Annotated in this window: 25 protein-coding genes; 17 read left to right on the forward strand and 8 right to left on the reverse strand. The window is 73.8% G+C overall.

Annotation, left to right across the window (positions count from 1 at the left end; translation table 11 throughout):
- The first annotated feature begins 47 nt into the window (after positions 1-47).
- The 6 genes from AC0OLQ_RS06465 (at position 48) to AC0OLQ_RS06490 (ending at position 5837) form a co-directional block, all read left to right on the forward strand.
- Complete coding sequence (locus AC0OLQ_RS06465; RefSeq protein ID WP_484530583.1) at positions 48-1433, forward strand: FAD-binding oxidoreductase; 1386 nt, start codon at positions 48-50, stop codon at positions 1431-1433.
- Positions 1430-2773, forward strand: coding sequence for a class I SAM-dependent methyltransferase (locus tag AC0OLQ_RS06470; RefSeq protein ID WP_484530584.1), 1344 nt, complete (start codon positions 1430-1432; stop codon positions 2771-2773). The genes AC0OLQ_RS06465 and AC0OLQ_RS06470 overlap by 4 nt, the downstream gene beginning before the upstream one ends.
- Positions 2774-2894: 121 nt before the next feature.
- A complete protein-coding gene (locus AC0OLQ_RS06475) occupies positions 2895-3416 on the forward strand; it encodes a SigE family RNA polymerase sigma factor (protein WP_484530585.1) in 522 nt (173 codons plus the stop codon).
- Positions 3413-4351, forward strand: a complete 939-nt coding sequence (locus AC0OLQ_RS06480) for a hypothetical protein (RefSeq protein WP_484530586.1) — start codon at positions 3413-3415, stop codon at positions 4349-4351. Before AC0OLQ_RS06475 ends, AC0OLQ_RS06480 begins: the two co-directional genes overlap by 4 nt.
- An 81-nt stretch (positions 4352-4432) precedes the next feature.
- Positions 4433-4993, forward strand: a complete 561-nt coding sequence (locus tag AC0OLQ_RS06485; protein WP_254332216.1) for a winged helix-turn-helix domain-containing protein — start codon at positions 4433-4435, stop codon at positions 4991-4993.
- Positions 4986-5837 carry an SRPBCC domain-containing protein gene (locus tag AC0OLQ_RS06490; protein ID WP_484530587.1) on the forward strand — a complete coding sequence of 284 codons (852 nt, stop codon included), beginning with the start codon at positions 4986-4988 and terminating at the stop codon, positions 5835-5837. The genes AC0OLQ_RS06485 and AC0OLQ_RS06490 overlap by 8 nt, the downstream gene beginning before the upstream one ends.
- A gap of 44 nt (positions 5838-5881) precedes the next feature.
- Here the strand turns inward: AC0OLQ_RS06490 and AC0OLQ_RS06495 are convergent, their stop codons facing one another.
- Positions 5882-7084, reverse strand: a complete 1203-nt coding sequence (locus tag AC0OLQ_RS06495; protein ID WP_484530588.1) for an RNA polymerase sigma factor — start codon at positions 7082-7084, stop codon at positions 5882-5884.
- A gap of 155 nt (positions 7085-7239) precedes the next feature.
- Between AC0OLQ_RS06495 and AC0OLQ_RS06500 the strand changes: the two genes are divergently transcribed.
- Positions 7240-8448 (forward strand): RNA-guided endonuclease InsQ/TnpB family protein, encoded by a 1209-nt coding sequence (locus AC0OLQ_RS06500; protein WP_484530589.1) that lies wholly within the window; start codon positions 7240-7242, stop codon positions 8446-8448.
- A gap of 64 nt (positions 8449-8512) precedes the next feature.
- Here the strand turns inward: AC0OLQ_RS06500 and AC0OLQ_RS06505 are convergent, their stop codons facing one another.
- A complete protein-coding gene (locus AC0OLQ_RS06505; RefSeq protein ID WP_107077788.1) occupies positions 8513-8842 on the reverse strand; it encodes a YciI family protein in 330 nt (109 codons plus the stop codon).
- 121 nt (positions 8843-8963) lie between these two features.
- Between AC0OLQ_RS06505 and AC0OLQ_RS06510 the strand changes: the two genes are divergently transcribed.
- From AC0OLQ_RS06510 to AC0OLQ_RS06520, 3 genes are all read left to right on the forward strand, one after another.
- Positions 8964-9197, forward strand: coding sequence for a zinc-ribbon domain-containing protein (locus tag AC0OLQ_RS06510; protein ID WP_189194225.1), 234 nt, complete (start codon positions 8964-8966; stop codon positions 9195-9197).
- Between the two features lie 233 nt (positions 9198-9430).
- On the forward strand, positions 9431-10510 hold the full coding sequence (locus AC0OLQ_RS06515; protein WP_484530590.1) for a hypothetical protein: 1080 nt from the start codon (positions 9431-9433) through the stop codon (positions 10508-10510).
- 31 nt (positions 10511-10541) lie between these two features.
- Positions 10542-12065 (forward strand): hypothetical protein, encoded by a 1524-nt coding sequence (locus AC0OLQ_RS06520; protein WP_484530591.1) that lies wholly within the window; start codon positions 10542-10544, stop codon positions 12063-12065.
- Between the two features lie 10 nt (positions 12066-12075).
- Here AC0OLQ_RS06520 and AC0OLQ_RS06525 read toward each other — a convergent pair whose 3' ends face one another.
- Complete coding sequence (locus AC0OLQ_RS06525) at positions 12076-13029, reverse strand: S41 family peptidase (RefSeq protein ID WP_484530592.1); 954 nt, start codon at positions 13027-13029, stop codon at positions 12076-12078.
- A gap of 56 nt (positions 13030-13085) precedes the next feature.
- Between AC0OLQ_RS06525 and AC0OLQ_RS06530 the strand changes: the two genes are divergently transcribed.
- The 5 genes from AC0OLQ_RS06530 to AC0OLQ_RS06550 all read left to right on the forward strand — a co-directional run bounded on the left by AC0OLQ_RS06530 (position 13086) and on the right by AC0OLQ_RS06550 (position 18023).
- On the forward strand, positions 13086-13604 hold the full coding sequence (locus AC0OLQ_RS06530) for an ArsR/SmtB family transcription factor (RefSeq protein ID WP_484530593.1): 519 nt from the start codon (positions 13086-13088) through the stop codon (positions 13602-13604).
- A gap of 136 nt (positions 13605-13740) precedes the next feature.
- Entirely contained in the window at positions 13741-16020 is a 2280-nt protein-coding gene (locus AC0OLQ_RS06535) for a putative bifunctional diguanylate cyclase/phosphodiesterase (RefSeq protein ID WP_484530594.1), read from the forward strand.
- Between the two features lie 128 nt (positions 16021-16148).
- Positions 16149-16781 carry a hypothetical protein gene (locus tag AC0OLQ_RS06540; protein WP_484530595.1) on the forward strand — a complete coding sequence of 211 codons (633 nt, stop codon included), beginning with the start codon at positions 16149-16151 and terminating at the stop codon, positions 16779-16781.
- A 150-nt stretch (positions 16782-16931) separates the two neighbouring features.
- Entirely contained in the window at positions 16932-17690 is a 759-nt protein-coding gene (locus AC0OLQ_RS06545; RefSeq protein WP_484530596.1) for a MerR family transcriptional regulator, read from the forward strand.
- A gap of 18 nt (positions 17691-17708) precedes the next feature.
- Positions 17709-18023: a putative quinol monooxygenase gene (locus tag AC0OLQ_RS06550; protein ID WP_484530597.1), complete on the forward strand. Its 315-nt coding sequence runs from the start codon at positions 17709-17711 to the stop codon at positions 18021-18023.
- A 48-nt stretch (positions 18024-18071) separates the two neighbouring features.
- Here AC0OLQ_RS06550 and AC0OLQ_RS06555 read toward each other — a convergent pair whose 3' ends face one another.
- Positions 18072-19589: a GntP family permease gene (locus AC0OLQ_RS06555; RefSeq protein WP_484530598.1), complete on the reverse strand. Its 1518-nt coding sequence runs from the start codon at positions 19587-19589 to the stop codon at positions 18072-18074.
- A gap of 46 nt (positions 19590-19635) precedes the next feature.
- A complete protein-coding gene (locus AC0OLQ_RS06560; RefSeq protein ID WP_484530599.1) occupies positions 19636-21177 on the reverse strand; it encodes a gluconokinase in 1542 nt (513 codons plus the stop codon).
- A gap of 253 nt (positions 21178-21430) precedes the next feature.
- Here AC0OLQ_RS06560 and AC0OLQ_RS06565 point away from each other — a divergent pair, with 253 nt between their 5' ends.
- On the forward strand, positions 21431-22594 hold the full coding sequence (locus AC0OLQ_RS06565; protein WP_484530600.1) for a hypothetical protein: 1164 nt from the start codon (positions 21431-21433) through the stop codon (positions 22592-22594).
- 4 nt (positions 22595-22598) lie between these two features.
- Here the strand turns inward: AC0OLQ_RS06565 and AC0OLQ_RS06570 are convergent, their stop codons facing one another.
- Both AC0OLQ_RS06570 and AC0OLQ_RS06575 read right to left on the reverse strand, forming a co-directional pair.
- Positions 22599-23030 (reverse strand): VOC family protein, encoded by a 432-nt coding sequence (locus tag AC0OLQ_RS06570; protein ID WP_484530601.1) that lies wholly within the window; start codon positions 23028-23030, stop codon positions 22599-22601.
- Between the two features lie 9 nt (positions 23031-23039).
- The gene (locus AC0OLQ_RS06575; protein WP_484530602.1) at positions 23040-23621 is read right to left on the reverse strand and encodes a hypothetical protein; all 582 of its coding nucleotides are present in this window, start codon (positions 23619-23621) and stop codon (positions 23040-23042) included.
- A gap of 108 nt (positions 23622-23729) precedes the next feature.
- On the opposite strand from AC0OLQ_RS06575, the gene AC0OLQ_RS06580 reads away from it, so the two are divergent.
- Positions 23730-24899: an aminoglycoside phosphotransferase family protein gene (locus tag AC0OLQ_RS06580; protein ID WP_484530603.1), complete on the forward strand. Its 1170-nt coding sequence runs from the start codon at positions 23730-23732 to the stop codon at positions 24897-24899.
- On the opposite strand, the gene AC0OLQ_RS06585 is transcribed toward AC0OLQ_RS06580, so the two are convergent.
- Entirely contained in the window at positions 24848-25750 is a 903-nt protein-coding gene (locus tag AC0OLQ_RS06585) for an AraC family transcriptional regulator (protein WP_484532287.1), read from the reverse strand. The genes AC0OLQ_RS06580 and AC0OLQ_RS06585 overlap by 52 nt on opposite strands.
- Positions 25751-25803: the final 53 nt, after the last annotated feature.

Below are 25803 nucleotides of genomic sequence, written 5' to 3' on the forward strand. Positions count from 1 at the left end.
ACCGTGGACATCCCACGAATTGTCGTACCCAGGCGTAAGGTGATCTCATGCACGCTGTCCGTGATCATGGGCGGGCGGTGGACGCGCTGCGGCGCTCGTACGCCGCGGTGCCCGCCGGAGAACCCGTACGGCTGGCCAAGCGGACCTCCAACCTCTTCCGACCCCGATCCGCGCCGCGCACCCCCGGCCTGGACGTGAGCGGCCTGACCGGGGTGCTCTCCGTCGACCCGGACGCCCGGACCGCCGACGTGCAGGGCATGTGCACCTACGAGGACCTGGTCGACGCCACCCTGCCGCACAACCTGATGCCGCTGGTCGTGCCGCAGCTGCGCACGATCACCCTGGGCGGCGCGGTGACCGGGCTGGGCATCGAGTCCACCTCGTTCCGCAACGGCCTGCCGCACGAGTCGGTGACCGAGCTCGACATCCTCACCGGGTCCGGCGACCTGGTCACCGCCGGGCCGGTGGGCGAGCACGCCGACCTCTTCCGGGCCTTCCCCAACTCGCTGGGCAGCCTCGGCTACTCGACCCGGCTGCGTATCGAGCTGCAACCGGTCCGTCGCTACGTGGCGCTGCGCAACATCCGGTTCAGCCGGCTGGAGGAGCTGACCGACGCGATCGCCGAGGTGGTCGCGAAGGGCTCCTGGGAGGGCGAGCCGGTCGACGGGATGGACGGGGTGATGTTCAGCCCCGGCGAGGCGTACCTGGTGCTCGCCACGTTCACCGACGAGGCCGACGGCCGGCCGAGCGACTACACCGGTCAGGACATCTACTACCGCTCGCTGCGCCGGCGCACCCGGGACGTGCTCAGCACCTACGACTACCTGTGGCGCTGGGACACCGACTGGTTCTGGTGCTCCGCCGCGTTCGGGGTGCAGCACCCGGTGGTCCGCCGGCTCTGGCCGCAGCGCTACCGGCGCAGCGACTTCTACCACCGGCTCGTCCGGCTGGAGCACCGGCACCAGGTGGCCGCCCGGGTCGACCGCTGGCGGGGCCGGCCGGCCCGGGAGCGGGTGGTGCAGGACGTGGAGATCCCGCTCGCCGGCACCGCCGACTTCCTGCGCTGGTTCGCCCAGACGGTGCGGATGACGCCGGTGTGGCTCTGCCCGCTGAGGCTACGGGAGCCGGCCGGCCCGGGATCCGCCCGGGCCTGGCCGCTGTATCCCCTCCAAGCGGGCGAAACCTATGTGAACATCGGTTTCTGGGGGAGCGTGCCGATCGCCGAGGGCGCCGCCGACGGCGACGTCAACCGGGAGATCGAGCACGCGGTGTCGGAGGTGGGCGGGCACAAGTCGCTCTACTCCGACGCGTACTACGACCGGGCGGCGTTCGACCGGCTCTACGGCGGGGAGACCTGGCGCGCCGTGAAGGAACGCTACGACCCTGACCACCGGCTCACCGGACTGTACGAGAAGGCGGTAGCGAGAGCATGAGTCTGACCGACCGAACACCCGGGGCGGCGAGTGCCCCGGCGGGACCGCCGGCGGGGGGCCGGCGGACCGGACCGACCGTGGCGGATGTGATCCGCGCGGTCACCACGGGCGACCTGCCCGTGCGCATCACCGGATACGACGGCAGCGCTGTCGGCCCGGCCGACGCGGGGATCACCCTGGCGATCCGCTCCGAACGCGGGCTGTCCTACCTGCTCACCGCCCCGGGAGACCTGGGCATGGCTCGGGCCTACGTGAGCGGCGACCTCGGGCTGGAGGGCGTGCACCCGGGCGACCCGTACGAGGCGTTGCGGGTGCTCAAGGACGAGATGCCGCTGCGGATGCCGCCGGTGGCCGAGGCGCTGGCCCTGGTCAAGGGGCTCGGCTGGGAGCGGCTGCTGCCGCCGCCGCCCCCGCCGCAGGAGGCCGCGCCGCGCTGGAAGCGGGTGATGAACGGGCTGCGCCACTCCCGCACCCGGGACAGCAACGCGATCTCCCACCACTACGACGTCTCCAATGCCTTCTACGAGAAGGTGCTCGGCCCGTCGATGACGTACACCTGCGCGGTTTTCCGTAGCCCCACCGACACCCTGGAGGAGGCGCAGCGCTCCAAGTACGACCTGGTCGCCGGCAAGCTGGCGCTGAAGCCGGGGATGCGGCTGCTCGACGTCGGCTGCGGCTGGGGCGGCATGGTCCGGCACGCGGCCCGCGAATACGGCGTCAAGGCGCTCGGCGTCACCCTGTCGCGGGCGCAGGCCGAGTGGGCGCAGGCGGCGATCGAGCGGGAGGGGCTGGGCGACCTCGCCGAGGTGCGCCACCTGGACTACCGGGACGCCCCGCGCGAGCAGTTCGACGCGATCTCCTCGATCGGGCTGACCGAGCACATCGGGGTGCGCAACTACCCGGCCTACTTCGGTGCCCTGCGCAGCCGGCTCAAGCCCGGCGGCCGCCTGCTCAACCACTGCATCACCCGGGCGGACAACCGGGCCCCGCACCGCTCCGGCGCGTTCATCGACCGGTACGTCTTCCCGGACGGCGAGCTGGCCGGCCCGGGCCGGCTGATCAGCGAGATCCACGACGCCGGGCTGGAGGTGCACCACGAGGAGAACCTGCGCCAGCACTACGCGCTGACCCTGGCCGGCTGGTGCCGCAACCTCGTCGAGCACTGGGACTTCTGCGTCGACGAGGTCGGCCCGGGCACCGCCCGGGTCTGGGGGCTGTACATGGCCGGCTCCCGGATGGCCTTCGAGCGCAACGGCATCCAACTGCACCAGGTGCTCGCCACGCACAACGAGCCGCAGGGGGCGAACGGCTACCCACTGCGTCCCGACTGGACGCCCTGACGTTCCTCGTCCCACGAAAGGCCGCGCGGACCGCGCGGCCTTTCGTCGTGAAACCGGTCCTTCCGGCCGGTCAACCTTCGGGCGTGACCCGTCGTCCTTGGTGGCGACGAAAGGAGATCCGGTGTGGCGGAAGAAGCGCTTTGAAGGGCTGGACGCCCTCGTCGCGGAGCGCGGCGGTGCGCTGCTCGCGACGGCGGTGCTGCTGACGGGTAGCCGGGTCGCCGGGGAGGACCTGGTGCAGGCGGCGCTGGAACGGCTGATGCGGAACTGGCACCGGGTGCACGGCGACAAGGAGGGCTACCTGCGTCGCACCCTCTACCACCTGGCGGTGGACCGGTGGCGGCTGCGCCGGCGTCGGCCGGAGGTGCTGACCGAGGTGGAACCGCCGGGCCAGCCGGACGGCACCGACGCGCTGCACCTGAGGCATGCGCTCGTCCAGGCGCTGGGTCTGCTGCCGCCTCGGCAGCGGGCCGTGCTGGTGCTCCGCTACTGGGAGCAGTTGAGCGAGGCGGAGGCCGCCGAGCTGCTCGGCTGCTCGGTCGGCACGGTCAAGTCGAGCGCTTCCCGGGGGCTGACCCGGCTACGTGAACTCACCGCGGACTGGGCGCTGGAAGGCGCCGGAATGAACGGAGGACGCCGATGACCACCCACCTCGAGGACCAGCTCGTGGCCGGGATGCGGGACCAGGCCGCCGGCCTGACGCTCACCCGCGACGTGCTCGGCGCGGCCACCCGCCGCCACCGGCGGCGCACCGTTCTGCACCGGACCGCGTACGTGGTCGGGGTGGCCGGGGCGCTGACCGCGGCGCTGACCGTCGGCGCGGGCACGTCCGGCGGCGGCACCAGCTCGCCCGGGCCGGTCGCCGGGAAGCCGGCGCCCGCGGCGAGCCCCCAGTCGCCGCAGCTGCGGCTCGCCGCGGCCGCGGCGGCCAGCGAGAACATCAGTTACCGGGTGAAGGTCACCACCACCTCGCTCTACGAGCCCCCGCCGAAGGGTGAGCTGCCGGAGCCGGTGAGCGAGCGGTGGGTCACCAAGGGTGCTTTCGATCCGGCGACGGCCACGGGCTATCTGGAATCGCCGTACAAGGGACAGCTGCGTCCCGCCATCGTGGCGGGCTTCGAGCACGAGCGCCTGATCAACGGCGTCCGGTACGTCGGGGCTCGGGACGGCGCCGATCCCGACAACGGGAAGATCGTGTGGAGCCGGGAGAAGGAGAAGCAGGACAACCTCGACTACGACATGGCGATGGGCGGCGGCATGGGGGCTTCGGCGAGCCCGGCGGGGCTGCTCCGGATGTTGCGCCAGGCTGGCGCCACGGTCACGGAGAAGGCCGACGGCGTCTACCACTTCGAGGTCTCCGTGGCGAATCCCTCCGGGGACATCATCGCCGACCGCCTCGTGGGCGAGGTGACGGTCGGCGCGGACGACCGGATCGCCACGGTGGCCTACGACCGCACGTCCCGGATGGCCCGGAGCAGGGACTTCACTTACCACCTCAAGGTCGTCATCGAGCTGTCCGGCTACGGCCTGCCGGTGAAGGTGGAGCCACCGACCCACGTCGTCGTCCTGGGCAAGTAGGCACGAAAGGCCGCGCGGACCGCGCGGCCTTTCGTCGAAGCCATTGACAAAAAAGTTTTGTACGTACAAACTGATTTTGCCATGAGAGACGTCCTGTACCTGGAAGAGCGCGAGCAGGCCGAAGCCCTGCTCAAGCCGCAGCGGATCGAGGTGCTGCGGCAACTCGCCGAGCCCCGCACCTGCACCGAGATCGCCGCCCGGCTGGAGCAGACGCCGCAGCGGGTCTACTACCACGTCAAGCAGTTGGTCGCGGCCGGGCTGGCCGAGCAGGTCGCCGAGCGGAGGGTGCGCGGCATCAGCGAGGGCATCTACCAGGCCGCCGCCCGGTCCTACTGGCTCTCGCCGCGGCTGGTCGGGCGGATCGGCGGGGCCCGCCGGGCGCAGGACGAGCTGAGCCTGGGCTACCTGCTCGACCTCATGGAGGAGGTCCAGGCCGACATCGCCGGGCTGGACCGCACCGCCCCCGAGTTGCCGTCGATCGGTGTCTCCGGCGAGATCCGGGTGCCCGCCGAGCGGCGGCAGGAGTTCCTGCACGACCTGCAGTCGACGCTGCGGGACCTTTTCACGCGCTACGGCGGCGCCGAGGGTGATGCCTTCAAGCTCGCCGTGGCCTGCTACCCGAAGGGCGACAACCATGAGTGACCTGCTGACCGTCCGGGCCCGCCTCGCCGCGCCGGCCGAGACCGTGCGCCGCGCGCTGACCGACCCCGCCGAGCTGCGCGCCTGGCTGGCCGAGCACGCCGAGGTCGAGCTGCCCCGGCGCTACGAGTTCTGGGGCCGCTACACGCCCGAGGGCGACGCGCCGCACCAGCGGCTGCTGCACGCCGACGAGCGGACGCTGCGCTTCGGCTGGACGCTCGACGGGGTGGAGACCACCACCGAGTTCGAGCTGACGCCGGAGGACGGGAACACCGTGCTCACCCTGCGGCAGAGCCACTTCAGCTTCGCCGAGGCGATGAACGGCAGCAGCATCCGCGGAGTCCTGCAGACCTTCTGGGCGCTGGCCATCGCCAACCTCAACGCGCACCTGGAGGGTCGCCCGCTGCTGCCGCGCACCGACTTCACCTCCGCCGACCTGCGCGGCGAGCTGCTGATCGACGCGCCGGCGGACAAGGTGTGGACCTCGCTGACCGACTCGGAGCAGGCCAGCGCCTGGTTCGGCTTCCCGATCGGCATCGAGCCCTGGGTCGGCGGCCGCTACGCCATGGGCGGCTTCGACGCGGGCTACGCGGCCAAGGTGGTCGACCTGACGCCGGGCCGGGCGCTCTCCGTCGACTGGGGACCGACCGGGGTCAGCACCTGGGAGCTGGCCGAGTCCGACGGCCGCACCAAGCTGACCTTCGTGCAGTCCGGCTTCGACGAGGGCAACCCCCCGTACGCGGCCTGGAGCGGGAGCGTGGCCGGGCTCGCCGAGCTGCGCCGCTTCCACGAGATGGCCGACTGGCAGCCGATCTGGCTCGCCGTGGAGATGCCCAGCAACGCCTGAGCCGATGGCCCCTGACCTCCGGCCGGCCCGCCCGGAAACGGCGCTCAGGGCGACAGCTCGGCGGCCCGGCGGAGCAACGCCCGCCGTTCCGGATCGGAGCGGACCGCGTCGGCGGCGGCCCGGAACAGCGCGGCGGCGCGTACCGGGTCGCCGAGGCGGGCGGTCAACTCGGCCTCGGCGGCCACCGCCGGCGGGTAGCCGTCGAGCGCCCCGCCGGCCCCAGCCTCGGCGAGCAGGGCCAGCCCAGCGGCGGGGCCGTGGGCGTACCCGTGGGCCACCGCCCGGTTGAGCCGGACCACCGGGGTCGGGCGGAGCCGGACCAGCGCGTCGTAGCAGCCGGCGATGCCCGGCCAGTCGGTCTCGGCGGCGGTCGGTGCCGTGGCGTGCGCGGCGGCGATCCGGGCCTGGAGGGCGTACGGGCCGTCGCCGGCCCGGTCCAGCAGCGCGACGCCCTCCGCGATGGCGGCCCGGTCCCACCGGCCGCGATCCTGCTGGTCGAGGGTGAGCAGGTCACCGGACGGGTCGCGGCGGGCCGCCCGGCGGGAGTGGTGCAGCAGGAACAGGGCGAGCAGTCCGGCGGCCTCGGGTTCGTCCGGCAGGAGCGTGTGCAGCAGCCGGGCCAGCCGGATCGCCTCGGCGGCGAACGCGGGCTCGCCGTCGGCGTCGTACCCGCGGGTGAAGAGCAGGTAGAGCACGGCCAGCACGCCCGGCAGGCGCTCGACCAGCGCGGGCCCGGTCGGCACCCGGTACGGCACGCCGGCCGCGGCGATCCGGGCCTTGGCCCGGGTGAGCCGGCGGGTCATGGTCGACTCGGTGACCAGGAAGGCCCGGGCGATGTCGGCGGTCGGCACCCCGGCCACCGTGCGCAGGGTCAGCGCCACCCGGGCCTCCAACGCCAGCGCCGGGTGGCAGCAGGTGAAGATGAGCCGGAGCCGGTCGTTGACCACGTCTCCCTCCGGTGGCGCGGGTGCATGATCGGTGAGCAGCGCCAGGTCGCGCAGCTTGCGGCGTTCCACGCTGGCCCGGCGCAGCACGTCCACGGCCCGGTTGCGGGCGGCCGTCATGAGCCACCCGCCCGGGTTGTCCGGCACGCCGTTGCGGGGCCAGCGCTCCAGCGCCGCCGCCAGGGCCTCCTGGGCGCAGTCCTCGGCGAGGGTCCAGTCGCCGGTGACGCGGATCAGGGCGGCCACGATCCGCGGGTACGCCTCGGCGCCCGCGTCGGCGACCGCCCCGGCCGCGTCGGTCACCTGTACCTCCGAAGGCTGTCCCGGCTTTCAGGCCGGGGAGGAATTCGGACTCCGTCAGGAGCGGCCCGGCGGAGCCGGGGCGGTTCGAGAACGAAGTCCTTTGACGCGCAACCCGCCTTCTTACACGGGAGGACAGATCGTGTAACTTCAGTCCTATGAGGACGGCGTACAAGTGTCGGGCCTACCCGACACCCGAGCAGGCGGCCGTGTTCAGCCGCACGTTCGGGTGTGTGCGCCTTGTCTGGAACCGGACCCTCGCCGAACGCCACGCCGCCTACCACCAGCGGGGCGAGCGGACCTCGTACAGGCAGACCGACGCCGCCCTCACCGGATGGAAGAAGACCGCGGAGTTGGCGTTCCTGTCCGAGGTGTCGTCGGTGCCGCTGCAACAGACCCTGCGGCACCAGCACACCGCGTTCGCGAGCTTCTTCGCCGGTCGCGCCCGGTACCCGCGCTTCAAGAGCCGCAACGCTCACCAGTCGGCGCATTACACCCGCTCGGCGTTCCGGATGAAGGACGGCGCGCTGCACGTAGCGAAGACGAACGGGCCGCTGTCGTTCGCGTGGTCGTTCGGCGGTGTCGACATCGCCACCCTCAACCCGACCATGGTCGTGATCTCCCGCGACCCGGACGGCCGCTGGTACGTGACGTTCGCCGTCGACACCGACTCGCCCGAACCGCTTGACGCGACCGGGCATAAGATCGGCATCGACCTTGGCGTCAAGGACTTCGCGGTGACCAGCGATGGGCAGCGCATCGCCAACCCCCAGCACCTGGACCGTCGGGCCCGTAACCTTGCTCGCTACCAGCGGCGCATGGCCCGGTGTCAGCGCGGCAGCGCGAACCGGCGCAAGGCCAAGGCGAAGGTCGCCCGTGCGCACCGCAAGGTCCGTAACGCTCGCGTGGACTTCCTGCACCGCACCAGCACCAACCTGGTCCGGGCCGCCGACACGATCGTGATCGAAGACCTCGCGGTCAACAACATGCTCCGCAACCGCAGCCTCGCGAAAGCGATCTCCGACTGCGGCTGGGGCGAGTTCCGCCGCCAGCTGGAGTACAAGGCCGAGCGTGCTGGCCGCACCCTCGTGGTGATCGACCGCTGGTACCCCAGCTCCAAAACCTGCTCGGCGTGCGGGCATCTGCTCCCCGTTCTGGGTCTTTCCACCCGGCACTGGACGTGCCCCACCTGCCGCACCCGCCATGATCGGGACGTGAACGCGGCGAAGAACATCCTTGCGGCTGGTCGAGCCGTAGCCGAGGGCAACCTCGGTGATGCCTGTGGAGCTGACGTGAGACGGCAAGGGCCCTCCCTTCCGCAGTCGGCCGTGAAACAGGAACCCCCCGCCGTGAGGCGCCCGGCGTAAGCCGGATCGGCCGTAAGGCCGGTGGGAATCCCCCTCCTTCAAGAGGGGGAGGAAGTCAACCGGATCAGTCCTCGACCAGCGGGCGCAGCTCGATGCGCCCGGCGTACGCCATCGGGTGGGCGCGGGCCACCTCGACCGCCTCGTCCAGGTCGGCACACTCCAGCAGGTCGAAGCCCACGATCACCTCCTTGGTCTCGGCGAACGGGCCGTCGGTGAGCAGCAGTTCGCCGTCGCGGACCCGGACGGTGGTGGCGGCCGACGGGGGCGCGAACCGGCTGCCGGTCAGTCGCTGACCGTTGGCGTCCCGCTCGGCCACCCACTTCTCGATGTCGGGCGCCGCGCCCGGGTCGCGGTCGGGCTCGGTGTCGGTGCAGACGAGCATCATGTACTTCATCGCTTCACTCCTGTCGGTCGTGCTCTCATCCACCCTGACGAACGGGGGCCGCGCATCCGGACAGCGGGGTCAAGAATTTTTCGGTGGTGATTTCCGGGGCCCGGCGGGGTAATGCCGGGCGATGTTCTTCATCTTCGGGCTCCGGACCAAGGTCGACCGGTCCGGCGTGGTCACCCAGGTCTGCCGCAACTGCGGCAACCAGGCCGCCCAGGTCATCACCCGGCGGGCCACGAAATTCACCCTCTTCTTCATCCCGCTCATCCCGGTGCGCACCCGCTACGCGCAGCAGTGCACGTTCTGCGGCGCGCAGTACGAGATCTCCCGGGCCGAGGCCGAGCGCCTCCCGGTCGGCTGACCGTGGCGCGCTTCCTCTGCTGGCTGATCGGCCGCCAGCCGGTCACCCCACCGGCCGCGCCGGTGCACACCGTCTCCCGCCCGCCGTGCACGCCCGGTCGCCGGCGCCGCCGCCGCAGCCGGCCCACGGCGGGCGCCCAGTCACCCCGCTCACCCTGGAACCGGTCGGCCGGCCGCTGACCGGCGGGCGCGGCAGCGGCCGTCGCGGCGCGCACCGCCTATCCTGGGCGGATCATGACGGAGACCGCGCAGCGCCTGGCCGAGATCCGGGGTGGCGTGCCGCCCCGGAGGCACAACGCCCGCACCATCGCCGCGCTGACCGGCAACCCCGGCTGCACCCGCCGCGCCGTGCTGGACAGCGCCGGGGTCGACAAGCCGAAGCTGGCCGAGCGGATCGGCTTCCCGGCCCGGTTCGGCCAGTCCCGCTTCGCCATCACCCGGGGCAACGCCTTCGAGGCCCAGGTGAAGGCCGACGGCGGGGCGGAGCTGCTGCGCCTGGTCGCGGAGCGGCTGGGCGTACCGGTGCCGGACGGCGCCACCTGGACCGACCTGGGCGGCGACGAGGACCGGCCGGAGCGGTCCCGCGCGGCGCTGACCGCGTCCGGCGACGGGCCGGCACTCTTCGACCATCCGCTGCTCGGCCTGGACGTCGCCGGCCGCCGGGTGAACCTGGAACCGGACCTGGTGGCCGCCCGGCTCGCCGGCCGCTTCCACGTCGTGGAGATCAAGTCCTTCCCGATCATCGACGGCCAGGCCGACCCGGCCAAGGTCGCCGCCGCCGCCATCCAGTCCGCCGTCTACGTGCTGGCGCTGCGCGAGCTGCTCGCCGCCGAGGGGCAGGACCCGGACCTCGTCTCGCACGAGGTGGTGCTGGTCTGCCCGCGCGACTTCGCCAACCGGCCGGTGGCCAGCCTGCTCGACGTGCGCAAGCAGTTGCTGGTGCTGCGCCGCCAGCTCGACCGGACGGCCCGGATCGACGACCTGCTCACCGCCGTGCCGGCCGGGTTCACCGCCGACCTGACCGCCGACCCGGCCACGCTGGCCGGCGCCCTGCACGACGTCCCGGCCCGCTACGCGCCGGACTGCCTGGCCGCCTGCGAGCTGGCCTACTTCTGTCGGCACGAGGCGCGCGGCCACACCGGCGCGCTGGGCCGGCCGGTCCGCGAGGCGCTGGGCGGCGTCGCCGAGGTGGCCGAGGTGCTGGCGCTCGCCGAAGGCGTTCGCGCCCCCGACCCGGAGCAGGCGGAGGCCGCCGCGCTGCTGCGCGCCGCCGCGCGCCTGCGCGCCGACGCCCTCGCCGGACTCTCCGCATGAGTACGCCCCGACACCCCGCCCGGAGGACCCGGTGACCACCCTGCGCGCGCTGGCTCAGGCGCGGGCGGTCGCCGCCGGGGTGGCCCAGCCGGTGGCCACCGTCCGGCACCTGCACCTCGCCGACCGCCCGCTGGTGCTGGTACCGCTCGCCCTGGCCGGCGAGGCGAACGCCCCGCTCGCGGCCCTGGTCGGCGCCGCGCCCGACGAGGCCCGGCTGCTGGTCGTGCCGCAGCCCCGCAACCGGGATCAGCGCTTCGCGTTCGCGGCCGAGCTGGCCGGGATCGTGCTGCCGTACCTCGACGGGTTCCGGGGCGTCAGCGAGGCGGTGCCGATCGACCGGGGCAAGGACGTCCGGTACCGCTACGCCGACGCCCCGCAGTTGCTGGTGCCGAACCCGGCCGGGATCACCTTCCTGCGGCTGTTCGGCCGCTCCACCCGGTTCCGCCGGCCGGACGGGGAGCATCCGGTGCACCCGTCGGTGCCGCTGCTCGGCCGCTGGCTGACCTTCTTCGCCGAGCGCGCCGAGCATCCCGGCTCGGCGGCGCTGGTGGCGCTGACCGAGGCGCTGACCCTGCACTGGGCGACCGGGCAGAGCGCCGTGGAGGACCTGCACCTGCCGGCGCTGCTGGGTTGGCTCGACCCGCCGCCCGGGCGTACCGGCGCCGAGGCCGCCGCCCTTGCCGAGGACCCGGCCCGCTGCCCGCCCGCCGGCCCGGCCACCGACCCGGACTTCGACAACCACCGGCTCGCGCCGGCCATCGAGGCGTACACCCGGGCCGGTGACGACCAGGTTGCGCGCGCGGCGGCGTACGCGGAGCTGGAAGGGCTGCTGCGCGAGCAGCTGACGCCCACCTGGGAGTTGATGTGGCGCGGCGTCGGGTTGCTCCGGGCGCTGCCGCCCGGCGCGCGGGTGGCCGGGCGCTGGGACGGCGACAAGGACGCCTTCACGGCGCACGCCGAGCACGTCGACGGCGGGGGCGGCCCGCAGCCGCGCCGCGACGGTGCGGTGGCCGCGGCGGTGCGCCTGCACCGGCTGGAACGGGCGCTAACCTCCTACGCGGTGCAGCGCGCCTACGACGACCCGCTGGTGATGGCCGAGCACCGGCTGACCGGGGAGGCGTTCGTCGGCGACGTGACGCTGGCCGACCCGAAGCGGGTGGACGACTCCGGCAAGCGGCCGGTGCTGCGCCCGCGGATTCAGGTGGTCACCACCGAGCCGGTGCTCGTGCCGGTGGGCGCGACGCTCTACTCGCCGGCCCGCCCCGGCCAGAAGGCGAAGGTGGTCTTCGTGACCCCGGCCGCCGACGGCAAGACCGAGGTGGTCCTGGAGCTCTCCGGCGGGATGGGGCGCGGGCTGACCGCCCCGCCGGGCACCGTGCCCGAGGTGGGGGAGCGTCTCTGCCTCACCACCCTGTCGGACGGCTTCCTGCCGGCCGGGAGCTTCCCCGCCCCGGAGGAGACCCCCTGGACCCACGGCGGCCCGCCGGCCACGGCACCCGCATCCGACGCCCCGGCCCCGTCCGTCGACGCCGACCCGGCGGAGGACTGGTCCTGAGCCCTCGGGCTCAGCCGAGGGTGGCCAGGGCCTCGCGCGCCTCGGCCGCCGTCGGCCCCTGGCGGTCCGCCGCCAGCAGGGCCTCCAGAGCCCTCCGGTACGCGACGTCGCGCGCCGCCCTGGCCGGCGTCTCGACGTCGGGGACGACTCCGCAGCCCTCCCAGTTGGTGCCGCTCACGGCGTTGACCGGCCGGGCCACCGGCACGGTCAGCTCCAGGTGCGGGTGCAGCCGGTGCCCGACCCGCGGGTGCGCCCCGCCCCGGGTCCGCTCGCCGACCACGGTGGCCCGGCCGAGCTGCTGGAGGTCGTACGCCAGCTCCTCGCCGCCGGAGAACGTCTCGGGGCCGGTCAGCACGAACACCGGCTTGTCGGGCGCGTAGCGGGGCACGGGCAGCCAGGCGGCGCTCCAGTACTGGTGGGTGGTCCCGGCCCGCTCGTGCATGGTGTGCAGGTGGGTCGGCTCGGCGAAGAACCAGCCGCAGACCAGGGCCACCATGTCGGGGCTGCCGCCCCGGTTGCCGCGCAGGTCGAGCAGGAGCGCGTCGGTGCCGGCGAGCAGCCGCAGCGCGGCGACCGCGAGGTCGCCGGCGAGCTGCGGCGGGAAGAGGTAGGGCGCGATCTCCAGCAGCCCCACATTGCCGGGCAGCCGCTCCACCCGGGCCATGCCACCCATGGTCTGCGCGGCGAGCTGGACGAACTGCACCTCGGCCGGGTCGTCGGCGATGTCGGCAAGGGGGGTCTCGTGGTGCTTGAGCCGCAGGTGCAGGTCACCGTTGGCCTCCTGCAGGTCGGCGGTGACCAGCGCGCCGAGCGCCGCCGCGTCGCTCGCGTCGGCGTAGGCGCCAGCGCGGAGGCGGTCGCCGAGGTGGGCGGCGATCCGGCCGGCCACCTCGGGAAAGACGTACTGCTCGGCGACCAGCTTCGCGGCCCGCTCGATGATGTCGGTGATCTCATCCTGACGCATGTTCCGAGTAGAGCAGGCCGGTTGACAAAGCGTCAAGAGAATTAGACGCTTTAGCGGTGAACCACGAACCCGAGCTGGAGGTCCGCACCCCGGCCCAGTTCAAGGCGCTGGCCCACCCGTTCCGGCACCGGCTGCTCTTCGCGCTCGGGCCCGGGCCGGCCACCATCAGCCAGCTCGCCACCGGGCTCGGCGCGGCCAAGGGCACCGTCGCCCACCACCTCAAGGTGCTCACCGAGGCCGGCATGGTCCGCGTCGCGCACACCCGCCAGGTCCGCGGCGGCACCGAGCAGTACCACGAGCGCGCCTTCCGCCGCCTGGTCGGCGAGACCGCCGACGCCGGCGCCACCACCGCGCTGTTCGGCGCGGTCGCCGAGGAACTGGCCGGCGACCCCGACCCGCTGCTGCACCTGCGCCACCTGCGGCTCACCCCGGCCCAGGCCGAGCGGCTGCGGGCCACCCTCGACGCGCTGGTCGGCGAGGCCGACGAGGCCGGCCCGGACCAGCCCCGCTACGGCGTCCTCGTCTCCCTCTACCGCCGACGTGACCCGGCAGACCCCGGGCCGCAGGGGCGGTGACCGACGCCGATCGGCTCTGGCGGCGGCACCCGAGGGCTGACTAGGCTTGCGCCGATCGCCGTCCGCAACCGGTCCTCGTCGTCGAGGGTGCCCGTCTGGGAGAGAGCCGGAGCGAATCGTTGTACCCCAGCAGGACGTGAGCCTCGCCGCCGTGGCGCCGGCCCGTCGCCCGCTCTCCGGCCGTGTCGGGCTCGTCGCGGCCGCCCTCGCCGTACCCGGGGAAGCGATCTGGCTGGTCACCGGCCTGCCGGGCGGGGCCCTGGTCAGCGACCTCGGCGCGGTGGCGATGGCGAGCTGGGCGGCGGCGGCCTGCACGGGCGTGGCCCGGCGGCACCCGGCCCCGCTGCGCCGGTTCTGGGCGCTGCTCGCGGCCACCATGATCCTCGCGGCGCTCGGCCGGACGGTGTGGACGGTCGAACGGCTCGGCGGACACGACCTGCCGAACACCCCGCTGGTCGGCGGACTGTTCACCGCCGGCATCCTCACCGGCACCGCCGCGCTGCTCTGCTCCCTGGCCGCCCCGCGCAGCCTGGTCGGGCAGGCCCGCACCCTGCTCGACGGCGTGATCGTCGCGCTGGCCCTCATCCCGATCGGCTGGGTGGTGGTGTTCCGCGACCTCGCCGACGCCGAGCTGACCGATCCGCTGCGCACCGCCGGGCTGCTCTACCCGATGCTCGACCTGGTGCAGCTCACCATCCTGGTGGCGGTCGCCGGACCGGCCCGTCCGATGTGGCGGGCGCTCACCCTCATCGGCGTCGGCCTCGCCACCCGGGCCGGCGCCGACGCCGTCTACGTCTCCCTCGTCGCGCACGGCACCTACGCCCCCGGCCACCCCATCGACGTCTGCTGGCCGCTGAGCTACCTGCTGATCGGCCTCGCCACCCGCTACCCGCCGCCACCCGCCCGCCCGGCAGCGGAGGAGACCGGCGAGTCGCCGCTGCCGCCCTGGTGGCGGGTCGCCCTGCCCTACCTGCCGGTGGGCGGGGCGATCATCGCCGTGGTGCTCTCCCGGCGGCCCACCGGGCAAACCCCGCACCTGATCTTCATCGGCATGATGACGCTGCTCGGCGTGCTCGCGCTGCGGCAAGGGCTGGCCGCCAACGAGAACCTGCGGCTGGTCGCCCGGCTGCGCCGGCTCGCATACTCCGACCAGCTCACCGGCCTACCCAACCGGCTGACCTTCACCCGCCGGCTGCGCCGGGCCCTGCGCGACGGCGGCCCGGTCGCCGTGCTGCTGCTCGACCTCGACGGGTTCAAGCAGGTCAACGACCGCTTCGGGCACGCCGCCGGGGACCGGCTGCTGAGCACCATCGCGGAGCGGATGCACGACGCGACCGGCCCCGACGGCATGATCGCGCGGCTCGGCGGCGACGAGTTCGCCGTGCTGGTCGCCGGGGACCGGCCGATGGCGCCCGAGCGGCTCGCCGTCCGGCTGCTCGCCGCCCTCGAACCGCTGCCCGGCGAGGAGGACCTGGGCGTACACCCCTCGGCCAGCATCGGCATCGCCGAGTACGGCCCGCAGCACACCTCCCACACCGACCTGCTCCGCGACGCCGACATCGCCATGTACGCGGCGAAGGCGGCCGGCAAGTCCGCGTACCGGACCTGCACGCCGCAGCTGCGGGAGTCGGCGGTGACCCGGGCCGAGCTGATCGCCGACCTGCGCCGCGCGGTCGACGAGGGCCAACTGCTCATGGAGTTCCAGCCCATCGTCGACCTGCCCACCGGCGCGGTACGCAGCGCCGAGGCGCTGGTGCGCTGGCGGCACCCCCGGCTCGGGGTGCTCGCCCCGGCGCGGTTCCTGCCGCTGGCCGAGGAGACCGGCCTGATCATCGCCATCGACCGGTGGGTGATCCACGAGGCGTGCCGGGCCGCGGCCGCCTGGCGGGAGCACACGCCCGAGGTGACCGTCGCGGTCAACATCGCCGCCGCCCACCTGCGCCGGCCCGACCTGATCGCCACGGTCACCGAGGCGGTCGGCGCGGCCGGCCTGCCACCCCGCGCGCTCACCCTGGAACTCACCGAGTCAGCGCTGATCGAGGGAAGCGAGGCGGTGCTCGACCGGCTGACCCAGCTCCGCGACCTCGGGGTCGGCATCGCCATCGACGACTTCGGCACCGGCTACTCCTCGCTGAGCTACCTGCACCGGATCCCGGCCACCGAGCTGAAGATCGACCGGTCCTTCGTGTCCCGGCTCGACGCCGACGACCCGCGGGCGTACGCCACGGTGGAGATGGTCAACCGGCTGGCCGGCGCGTTCGACCTGGCCGTGGTCGCCGAGGGCGTGGAGACCGGCAGCCAGCACGCCGCGGTGACCGCGATCGGCTGCCTGCACGGCCAGGGCTGGCGATACGGCCGCCCGGTCGCCCTGGCCGAGCTGCTGCACGCGCTCACCCCGGTCGACGCGACCCGCTGACCGGCCCGGCCGGTACAGGGTCGAAGGTCCCGGGCCGGACAGGGGGTTCGGCCCTGCCGGCGGTGCCCCCTCCACCGCCACGATGGTGTCGGCAAGCAACGGAGACACCATCCATACAGGAGCCAGAGATGAAGCGACGGACGCTCGACCTGTTGTTCAGCATCGGTGGGCTGGGCCTCGCGGTCCTGCTGCTCGTCGTCGGCGTCGTCCTGACGACGAACGCCAACTTCGCCAACCGCTACGTGCACGACCAGCTCGCCGCCCAGCACATCAGCTTCACGCCGGCCGACGGGCTCAGCGACGAGGAGAAGAAGTCGGCCTGCCTGCGCGAGTACGCCGGCCAGCCGCTCACCAGCGGCAAGCAGGCCGAGTGCTACGCCAACGACTACATCGGCCGGCACCTGACGTCGATCGGCGGCGGCCGGACGTACGCCGACCTGGGCGAGCCGCAGACCGCGCTGCGCGAGCAGGTGACCCAGGCCGAGCAGGCCAACGCCGCCAACCTCGCCGACCTGCAGAAGCAGCTCGCCGACGTCAGCGCCCAGCGGGAGACCGTGTTCAAGGGCGAGACGCTGCGCGGCCTCCTGCTCACCTCGTACGGGTTCAGCGAGTTCGGCCGCAAGGCCGGGCAGGGCGCCCTGGCCATGTACCTCGGCGCCGCGCTGCTCCTGCTGCTCTCGGTCGCCGGCCTGGTGCACGCCTTCCGCACCCCGGCCAGCGAGACATTCGCCGCCCCCGAGAAGGAGCGGGTCAGCGCCTGACCCGCTCCCGATCGCCCCGGCCTCCCGCACCCCCCTCGGGAGACCGGGGCGATCGCCGTTTCCCGCCGGCCCGCCCGCGCCGGCCGCAGAATCGGGCTTGACCCTCACGCAACGGCAGGCGGGAGCCTTGGTCGCGGAAGGGAGGGAACCATGGCGTACACGGTGGGTCAGGTGGCGCGGGCGGCCCGGGTCACGGTCCGGACGCTGCACCACTACGACGAGATCGGGCTGCTCTCGCCGAGCGGCCGCACCGCGGCGGGCTACCGCCGCTACGACGACGCGGACCTGGAACGGTTGCAGCTGATCCGGGCCTACCGGGAGCTGGGGTTCCCGTTGGAGGAGATCGCCGAGATCCTCGACGACCCGGGCGGCGACCCGTTGCCGCACCTGCGTCGGCAGCACGAGCTGCTGACCGGGCGGATCGGGAAGCTGCGCGACATGGTCGTGGCGATCGAACTCGCGATGGAGGCGAGAAAATTGGACATTCAGCTCACCCCGGAGGAGCGGTTCGAGGTGTTCGGGAACTTCGACCCGGACGAGCACGCCGAGGAGGCGGAGCGCCGCTGGGGCGGCACGGAGGCGTACCGGCAGTCGACCGAGCGGGTCGGCCGCTATTCCAAGGACGATTGGCTGCGCAACAAGGCCGAGAACGAGGAGTGGGGGCGGCGGGTCACCGCGCTGCTGGAGTCGGGCGCCCCGGCCGACTCGCCGGAGGCGATGGCGCTGGCCGAGGAGCACCGGCAGCTCATCAGCCGGTGGTTCTACGAGTGCTCGTACGAGATCCACACCGGGCTGGCGGACATGTACGTGGCCGACCCGCGGTTCACCGCCTACTTCGAGAAGATGCGGCCGGGGCTGGCCGCGTACCTGAACGAGGCGATCCACGCCAACGCGATCAGCCGGGCCTGATCCGCCCCGGGTGCCAGGATGGGCGGACGGCTCACCCTTGGAGGTCACGTGTTCATCGTCGCCGGCACCCTCTACGTCGACCCGGCCCAGCGGGACGCCTACCTGGCCTCCTGCACCGACGTCGTCCGGGCGGCCCGCTCGGCGCCGGGTTGCGTGGACTTCGCGGTCAGCGCGGACCTGGTCGAGCCGGGCCGGATCAACGTCTACGAGCGGTGGGAGTCCGACGAGCAACTGCTCGACTTCCGCGGCTCCGGCCCGGACGGGGAGCAGGCGGCGATGATCCTCGGCGCGGAGGTGCACAAGTTCCGCATCTCCGGCGTCGAGGCGCCGTGACCCGGGCGCCCGACCGGCCGGGCCGGGCGCCCGCGCGACAAGCGTCCGCTAGAGGATCAGATCGAGCAGGAGGACGCCGGCGAAGCCGACCACCGAGATGATCGTCTCCATCACCGACCAGCTCTTGATGGTCTGCCCGACGGTCAGTCCGAAGTACTCCTTGACCAGCCAGAAGCCGGCGTCGTTGACGTGTGAGAAGAACAGCGACCCACAGCCGATGGCCAGGGCCAGCAGCGCAACCTCCGGCTGGTTCAGGGTCGCCGCGAGCGGTGCGACGATGCCTGCGGCGGTGATGGTGGCGACGGTGGCCGAGCCGGTGGCGATCCGGATGCCGACGGCGACCAGCCAGCCGAGCAGCAGCGGGGAGATGTTCGCGCCCTTGGCGGCGTCCGCGACCAGGTTGCCCACCCCGGCGTCGACCAGGACCTGCTTGAAGCCACCGCCGGCCGCCACGATCAGCAGGATGCCGGCGATGGCTGGCAGCGACCCGCCGAGGAAGCCGGAGACCTGGTTGCGGCTGAACCCGGTCCCGTAGCCCAGGAAGATCATCGCGAAGATGACGCCGGCGAGCAGGGCGACGATCGGGGTGCCGATGATGTCCAGCGTCTTGCGGCCGGTGGTGTCCTCGTCGAGGGTCAGTTCGCCGATGGCGCGCAGGAGCATCAGGACCACGGGCAGCAGCACGGTGACCACGGCGGCCCAGAGCGCCGGTTCCCGGCGGGCGCGCGGGCCTACCGGTTCCTCGATCGGCGCGCCGGGGCGGCCGGCGCCCGGGTTGACCAGGTCGTCCTCGGTGACCAGGTCGCCGTCGGCGTCGAGCCGGCCCTCGCCGGGGCGGGTCGGTCGCCGGTCCCCGCCGACGGCGAGCGGCCGCCGGGTGGGCAGCAGCGCCTCCGGCGCGGTGGCCGGCACGTAGCGGGCGATGAAGTTGCCGAAGATCGGGCCGGCGATGATCACCGTGGGGATCGCCACCAGCAGGCCCAGGGCCAGGGTCTGGCCGAGGTTGGCGCCGAGCGCGTCGATCGCGACCAGCGGGCCGGGGTGCGGCGGCACCAGGCCGTGCAGCACCGACAGGCCGGCCAGCGCCGGGATGCCGATCTTCATGAGCGGCACGTCGACCCGTCGGGAGACCAGCAGCACGATCGGCACGAGCAGCACCACGCCGACCTCGAAGAAGAGCGGGAGCCCGATCAGCGCGGCGACGCCGGCCATGGCCCAGGGCAGCGCGCCGCCGGAGACCCGGCCGACCACCCGTTCCACGATGCTGTCGGCGCCGCCGGATTCGGCGAGCAGACCGCCGATCATGGCGCCGAGCGCGATCAGCAGGCCGACGCCGCCGACGGTGGAGCCGACCCCGCCGCTGAACGAGGTGACGATCTTGTCGGGGCTGACCCCGGCGACCACGCCGAGTACGGCCGCGCCGAGGATGAGGGACAGGAACGGGTGGACCTTGCCCCAGGCGATGAGCACCACCACCGCGGCGATGCCGAGCAGGGCGGCGATGACGAGTTGGGTGTTGCCGGCGTTGGTGAGGGGTTCCGCCGGTGCGGCGAGCAGTGTGACCACGGCAATCACGACCTTCGGTAGTCGTCCGTGCCTCCGGGACGGGCGATCACTGGGGAGGAGCGGTGGGGGGTGGCTCCGGCGGCAGGCTCGGCGCCAGCCGCCGCAGCGACGCGAACGTCGGTACGAGCGCGTCGTGCAGCTCGGAGAAGAGCGGCAGCAGGGCCGCGTACGTGGCGGCGGAGGCGGGGTCCGGGTGGACCGTCTCCTCGATCCGGACCAGGTCGGCGGCGACCTCGATCGAGTCGATCAGGCCGAGCGCCTGCATGCCGAGCAGGGCGGCGCCAAAGCTGGAGCCCTCGTGCCCGGCCGGGAAGCGCACCGGCATGCCGAGCGCATCGGCGAGGATCTGCCGCCACAGCGGGCTGCGGGCGAAGCCGCCGCTGGCCCGGACCTCGCGTACCTCGTTGCCGGCGGCCCGGACGGAGGCGAGGACGAGGGCGAGCTGCTGGCAGACCCCCTCCAGCGCGGCCCGGACCAGGTGCGGCCGGCCGTGTCCGTGGGTCAGTCCGACGTACGCGCCGCGGGGCAGCGCGCTCCAGTGCGGCGCCCGTTCGCTGAGCAGGTACGGCAGCATGATCAGCCCGCCGGAGCCGACCGGCGCCCGGGCGGCGAGGTCGAGCAGTTCCTCCTCGGCGTGCTCGCCCAGCTCGGGGGCGAGCGCCTCGTTGGCCCACTGCAGGACGATCCCGCCGTTGTTGATCGCCCCGCCGACCACCCAGCGGTGCTCGGTGAGGGCGTAGCAGAAGACGCCGCCGAGCGGGTCGACGCCGGGGCGTTCCACCATCACCCGCATGGCCCCGCTGGTGCCGATGGAGCAGGCGACCTCGCCGGGATGCACCGCGCCGAGCCCCAGGTTCGCCAGCGGCCCGTCGCCGGCGCCCACCACGAGCGGGGTGTCCGCGGGCAGCCCGGTGGCCCGGGCCGCCTCGGCGGTCAGCCCGGGCAGCACGTGGGTGGTGGGGACGAGCTGCGGGAGCTGCTCCTCGGTGATCCCGGCGATGCCGAGCGCCTCGGCGTCCCAGGCCAGCCGGTAAATGTCCATCAGCCCGGTGGCGGAGGCGACCGAGTGGTCGATGACCAGCGTCTCGGCCAGCCGCAGCAGCACGTACTCCTTGATGCCGACCCAGTGCGCGACCCGCTCGTGCAGCTTGGGTTGCTGCTCGGCGAACCAGACCAGCTTGGGCAGCGGCGCCATCGGGTGCACCGGGGTGCCGGTGCGCCGGTGGATGGCTAGCCCGGAGGGGACGGCGCGCAGCCGCTCGGCCTGGGCGGCGGCCCGGGAGTCGGCCCAGGTGACCGAGGGGGTGAGCGGGTTGCCGCCGGCGTCGAGCCCGATCAGGCTGTGCATGGCGGTGCTGAAGGACAGGCCGGCGATGGGCTCGCGCAGCTCCTCGACCACCGCCCGGATCGATCCCACCACCGCGTCGAAGATCCGCACCGGGTCCTGCTCGGCGTACCCGGGGTGCGGTTCCTCCAGCGGGTAGCCGATCGAGTGCGTGGCGAGTTGCCGGCCGCCGGTGTCGTACGCGACCGCCTTGGTGCTGGTGGTGCCGATGTCCACGCCCACCACGACGGCCGGGTCGCCCACCGGTGCACCTCCTCGCGTCCCGGGGTCGCGGCGCGTCCCGCCCTGCGGCTGACGTTACCGACGCACCGACCCCCTCGCATGGCGAAGCGCGGCCGCCCGGACCACGGTGAACCGACGCGGAAGATTCCGCCTAACGTGTCGCGCAATCACCCTTTCGGTCGAATCGGTGACTTGCGCGTGTCTTGCCACCCCTGCGCCGCCGTTGACATGAATGACACCCCGATTGGTGGGCTCGCGCGGCGGAGGAGTCGGCGTGGCGATGACTGATTCGACGGGTTCCACATGGCGCTACCGGTGGGCGCACCGGCAGAACGACCGGCGACAGCGGGCCTTCCGCATGGCTGACGAGGCGTGGCGACGCCGCGACGACGAGCTGCGCCGACTGCGCACCCTCGCCGGGTCCTTCCACGGCTCGGCCGAGGCCGGCGCGGGCCTGCCCATGGAGCTGGGCCCCGGCGAGGTGGTCTTCTGGACGCTGCCGGCCGCGCAGCTGGTCGAGGTGCGGCACACCGCCGTGCTGCCGGCCCCCGAGCTGACCGTCGACCCGGAACCGCCGGTGCTGCGCCCGCGCCGCCCCGAAGGGGTGAAGGTCGTCGACGCCGGGCTCGCCGTGCTCACCAACCGGCGTCTCGTGCTGCTCGGCGGGCGCGGCCGGCGCGACTGGACGTACGGCCGGATGACCGGGCTGTCCCACGACCCCGGCGCGCCGGTCACGCTGATCCAGGTCCTCGACCGGCGGCGTACCTCCGGTCTGCTGCTGCCCACCGGCGCGGTGGCCGACTTCCGGTTCAAGCTCACCCTGGCCTTCGCCGACGCGATCGAGCAGCGCGCCGCGGTCGTCGCCCAGCTCGACGAGCTGATCGCGGAGCACGAGGCGGTGCAGCCCGTCCGGCCGGCCGTGCTCACCCCGGCCCAGGCCCGGTTCTCCGCCCGGCTTCCCGGCGGCCGGCGGACCGTGGCGGTCGGCGCGGCCCTCGCGCTGATCGTGCCGGCCATGCTCTTCGAGTCCGACCCGCCGGTGCGCCCCGGCTCCGAGATGGCCTCCGCGGCCACCCCGGCGGCCACCGCCACCCCCACGCCCCCGCCGATCGCCCCCGCCGTCCAGGTCAAGCCCAACCCCGGGCCGCAGCGCACCCGAACCACGCCGGCCACCGCGCCGTCCCGGAGCACCCCGCCGCAGCCGGCCACCGAGCGGCGCTGCGGCGCCCCGGCCAACCCCTACGGGTACGACTTCTGCGGCGGCCAACGGATCCGCAAGCCGGCCGCGGGGATCTGCGACTGGTTCGAGTGCGTGCCCGGCTTCTGGTCCGGCCGCGGCTGGCTGGTGCAGTGCCGCGACGGCACGGTCAGCCTGACCGGCGGGCAGCGCGACTCCTGCGCCGACAACCGGGGCTACCGCCGGACCTTCTGGACCTGACCGGTCAGCCGTCGAGGTCGGGGACGGTGAGCGAGCCGTCCTCGGCCAGCGGGAACCCCGGGTTCCAGGCGATCTCCCACAGGTGGCCGTCCGGGTCGGTGAAGCAGCCCGCGTACCCGCCGTAGAAGGTGTCCCGGGCCGGCCGCGTGACCGTCGCGCCGGCCTCGGCGGCCCGGCCCAGCAGCTCGTCCACCTCGGCGCGGCTGCGCACGTTCTGCGCCAGGCTGATCCCGCCGAACCCGTCCCCGCCCGGGTCGACCAGGCCGGCGTCCTCGGCCAGCTTCTCCCGCCCCCAGAGCACCAGGGCGAGACCACCGGCCTGGAAGAAGACGGTCTCCTCGACCTCCTGGCCGCGCCAGCCCAACCGCTCGTAGAAGGCCCGGGCCCGGGCCACGTCGGCCACGCCGAGGGTGATCAGGGTGATCCGCTGCTCCATGCCCGGACCCTACCCGCCGATCCGCGCCGGGCGGGGCGTCCGGCGCAGCGGGAGCAGGCCGGCGAGGACCAGGGCCGCGCCGACCGGCAGCAGGTCCAGGTTCACCCCGATCGCCACGAACCCGACCAGCACCAGCACCGGCGCCCACACCGGCAGCAGCCGCGCCGCCGCGGCCCGGTACAGCAGCACCAGCAGGCCCAGCTCGAACAGCGCCGGCCCGCCGAGCAGCACCACGTCCGGCGTCTCCACCGCGTCGGCGAAGCGCGGAAACAGGTCGCCGAGGATCACCCAGATGAAGGCGGCCGCGCCGACCAGGCCGGCCAGCGCGGCCAGGTCGTCCACCGCCCGCAGCCGGGTCGAGCGGGTACGCAGCACGCCGTGCAGGCCGACGATCAGCGCGGCGAACCCGAGGATGCCGAGCAGGAACAGGGTGTGCCCGGTGTTCCACGCCCAGGCGCCCTTGTCACTGTGCCCGTCCAGGCGGTCGAGCAGGCGAAGCAGGCCGTAGCCGAGGAGCAGCAGCGACGCGGTCACGGCCACCGGCCGCAACCAGGGGTACGTGGGACGCGTCCGGATATCGGTGAGGGTCATGGCCCCAGCCTGGTCGCCGGGCGGCCCGGGGGGCATCCGGGCTGACCCCCCACCGCCCCCCGATTAACCGTTCGCGTCCCTCAGGGATGCGCCACTAGCGTCCGGCAGGTGTCCCGCACCGTGACCCTGGTCCTGCTCGACGCCGCCGGCCGGCCACTCGGCGCCCTGCCCCCGTACGACGTGCCGGAGCCGTGGTGGCAGCAGGTCGGCTCGATCGTCGACGAGGCCCGCCGCCGGTACGGCGTCGACGTCGCCGTGCTGCGGCTGCTCTCCGGCGACCGCCCCGAGCCTCCCGGCGGCCACGTCACCTACCTGGGCCAGGTCACCGAGCCACCCGCCGTGCCCCTGACCCCGGCGCCGGTGGACATCGCGCCGCACCCGCTGCGCGCCGCGTACGCCGAACCCGGCGGCCCGGCCCGCAGCGTCGCCTGGGCCACCGCTGAGCTGAGCCGGCTCGGCCGGCCGACGACCACCGTGGCCCAGCATCGCACCTGGAACCTGTCGGCGATCTGGCGGCTCGACGGCCCGGCCGGCAGCGCCTGGCTCAAGCAGGTGCCGCCGTTCTTCCGGCACGAGGCGGCCGTGCTGCGCTGGCTGAACACCGCCGCGCCCACGGCCGCCCCCACCCTGCTCGCCGCCGACGACACCGGCCGGATCCTGCTCGACCACGTGCCCGGCGAGGACCAATACGGCGCCGACGAGGCGGAGCCGGCCGCCGTCGCCGCCGAGCACCACGCCGTGCAGCTCCGCGCGGCCGGCGAGGCCGCCGGGCTGGTCGCGGCCGGCGTACCCGATCTGCGCGGACCGGCGCTGGCCGCCTGGATCCGCGACCGGCTGGCCCCGCACGACCAGACCGTGGCCGCCGACCTGCTCGCCGACCTCGACGACCGGCTCGACCAGGTCGGCGACTGCGGCCTGCCCGACACCCTCGTGCACGGCGACCTGCACCCCGGCAACGTGCGCGGCGACGGCACCCGGCGGGTCGTCATCGACTGGGGCGACGCGTTCGTCGGCCACCCCGCCTTCGACATCCTGCGCCTCACCGAGACGCTCGACCCGCCCGTCGCCGGCCGGCTACTCGCGGCCTGGGCGGCGCGCTGGCGGGCCGACGTGCCCGGCAGCGACCCGGAGCGCGCCGTCGAGCTGCTCCGCCCGGTCGCCGAGCTGCGGATGGCCGCCGTGTACGCGATGTTCCTCGCCGGCATCGAGCCGAGCGAACACCCCTATCACCTCGGCGACGTGCCGGCCTGCCTGTCGCGGGCCGCCGCCGTGGCCTGACGCACCGGGATCCACAGCTCGGCGTCGGCGGTCCGCCCGTCCGCCGACACCCGCACCTTCGAGATCTCCGGCCCCGGACGGCTCTCGTACGGGTTGGACGGGAACCACTGGGTGAACACGTCCCGCCACAGGTGCTGCACCGCCTGCGGGAACGCGCCCGACACGGTGAACACCGCCCAGGAGCCGGCCGCCACCGGCAGCCGGTCCAGGTCCGCCGGCACGTCCGCGCCGGTCACCACCGCGTGCCAGTAGTCCAGCTCGGTGCCCTCGGCCCGGGAACCGGCCAGGTCGTCGCTGACGTTGACGATGCCGCCCGGCTCCTGGTCGGACAGCGCCTCGATCCGGCGTACCGCCTCGGGGTCGAGGCCCTTGATGAACGCCACGATGTGCGGGTTCATCCCCTCGTGGACCAGCGGCACCCGGGCCTTCAACCCGGCGAGGGCGAAGGCGTCCTTGGTCACGATCCGGTAGTCCATGGTGGTGCTCCCTTCGACGACGAGCCGGAAGGACATCCGGGGCTGCGACCGCAGCACCGCCCCGGTGCGCCGGGCCTCGGCCGGGCCGACCCCGTGCACCGCGCGGAACGCCCGGGCGAACGCCTCGTTCGAGCCGTACCCCCAGCGGACCGCCACGTCGAGCAGCGACGCCTCGCCCGACAGCACCTCGGCCCCGGCCACGGTGAGCCGACGCCGGCGCACGTACTCCGACAGCGGCATCCCGGCCAGGACCGAGAAGAGCCGCCGGAAGTGGTGCTCCGACGTGCAGGCGATCCGGGCCAGCCCGGCCACGTCGAGAGGTTGGTCGAGGTGGCGTTCGAGATGGTCCATGGCCTGGTTGAGCCGCTCCAGCACCCGGTGCTCCTTCCGCTTGACGCCCTCGACGCTAGGCATCCAGGATCCGCCCC

Source organism: Micromonospora sp. Utrum1 (assembly GCF_057197805.1).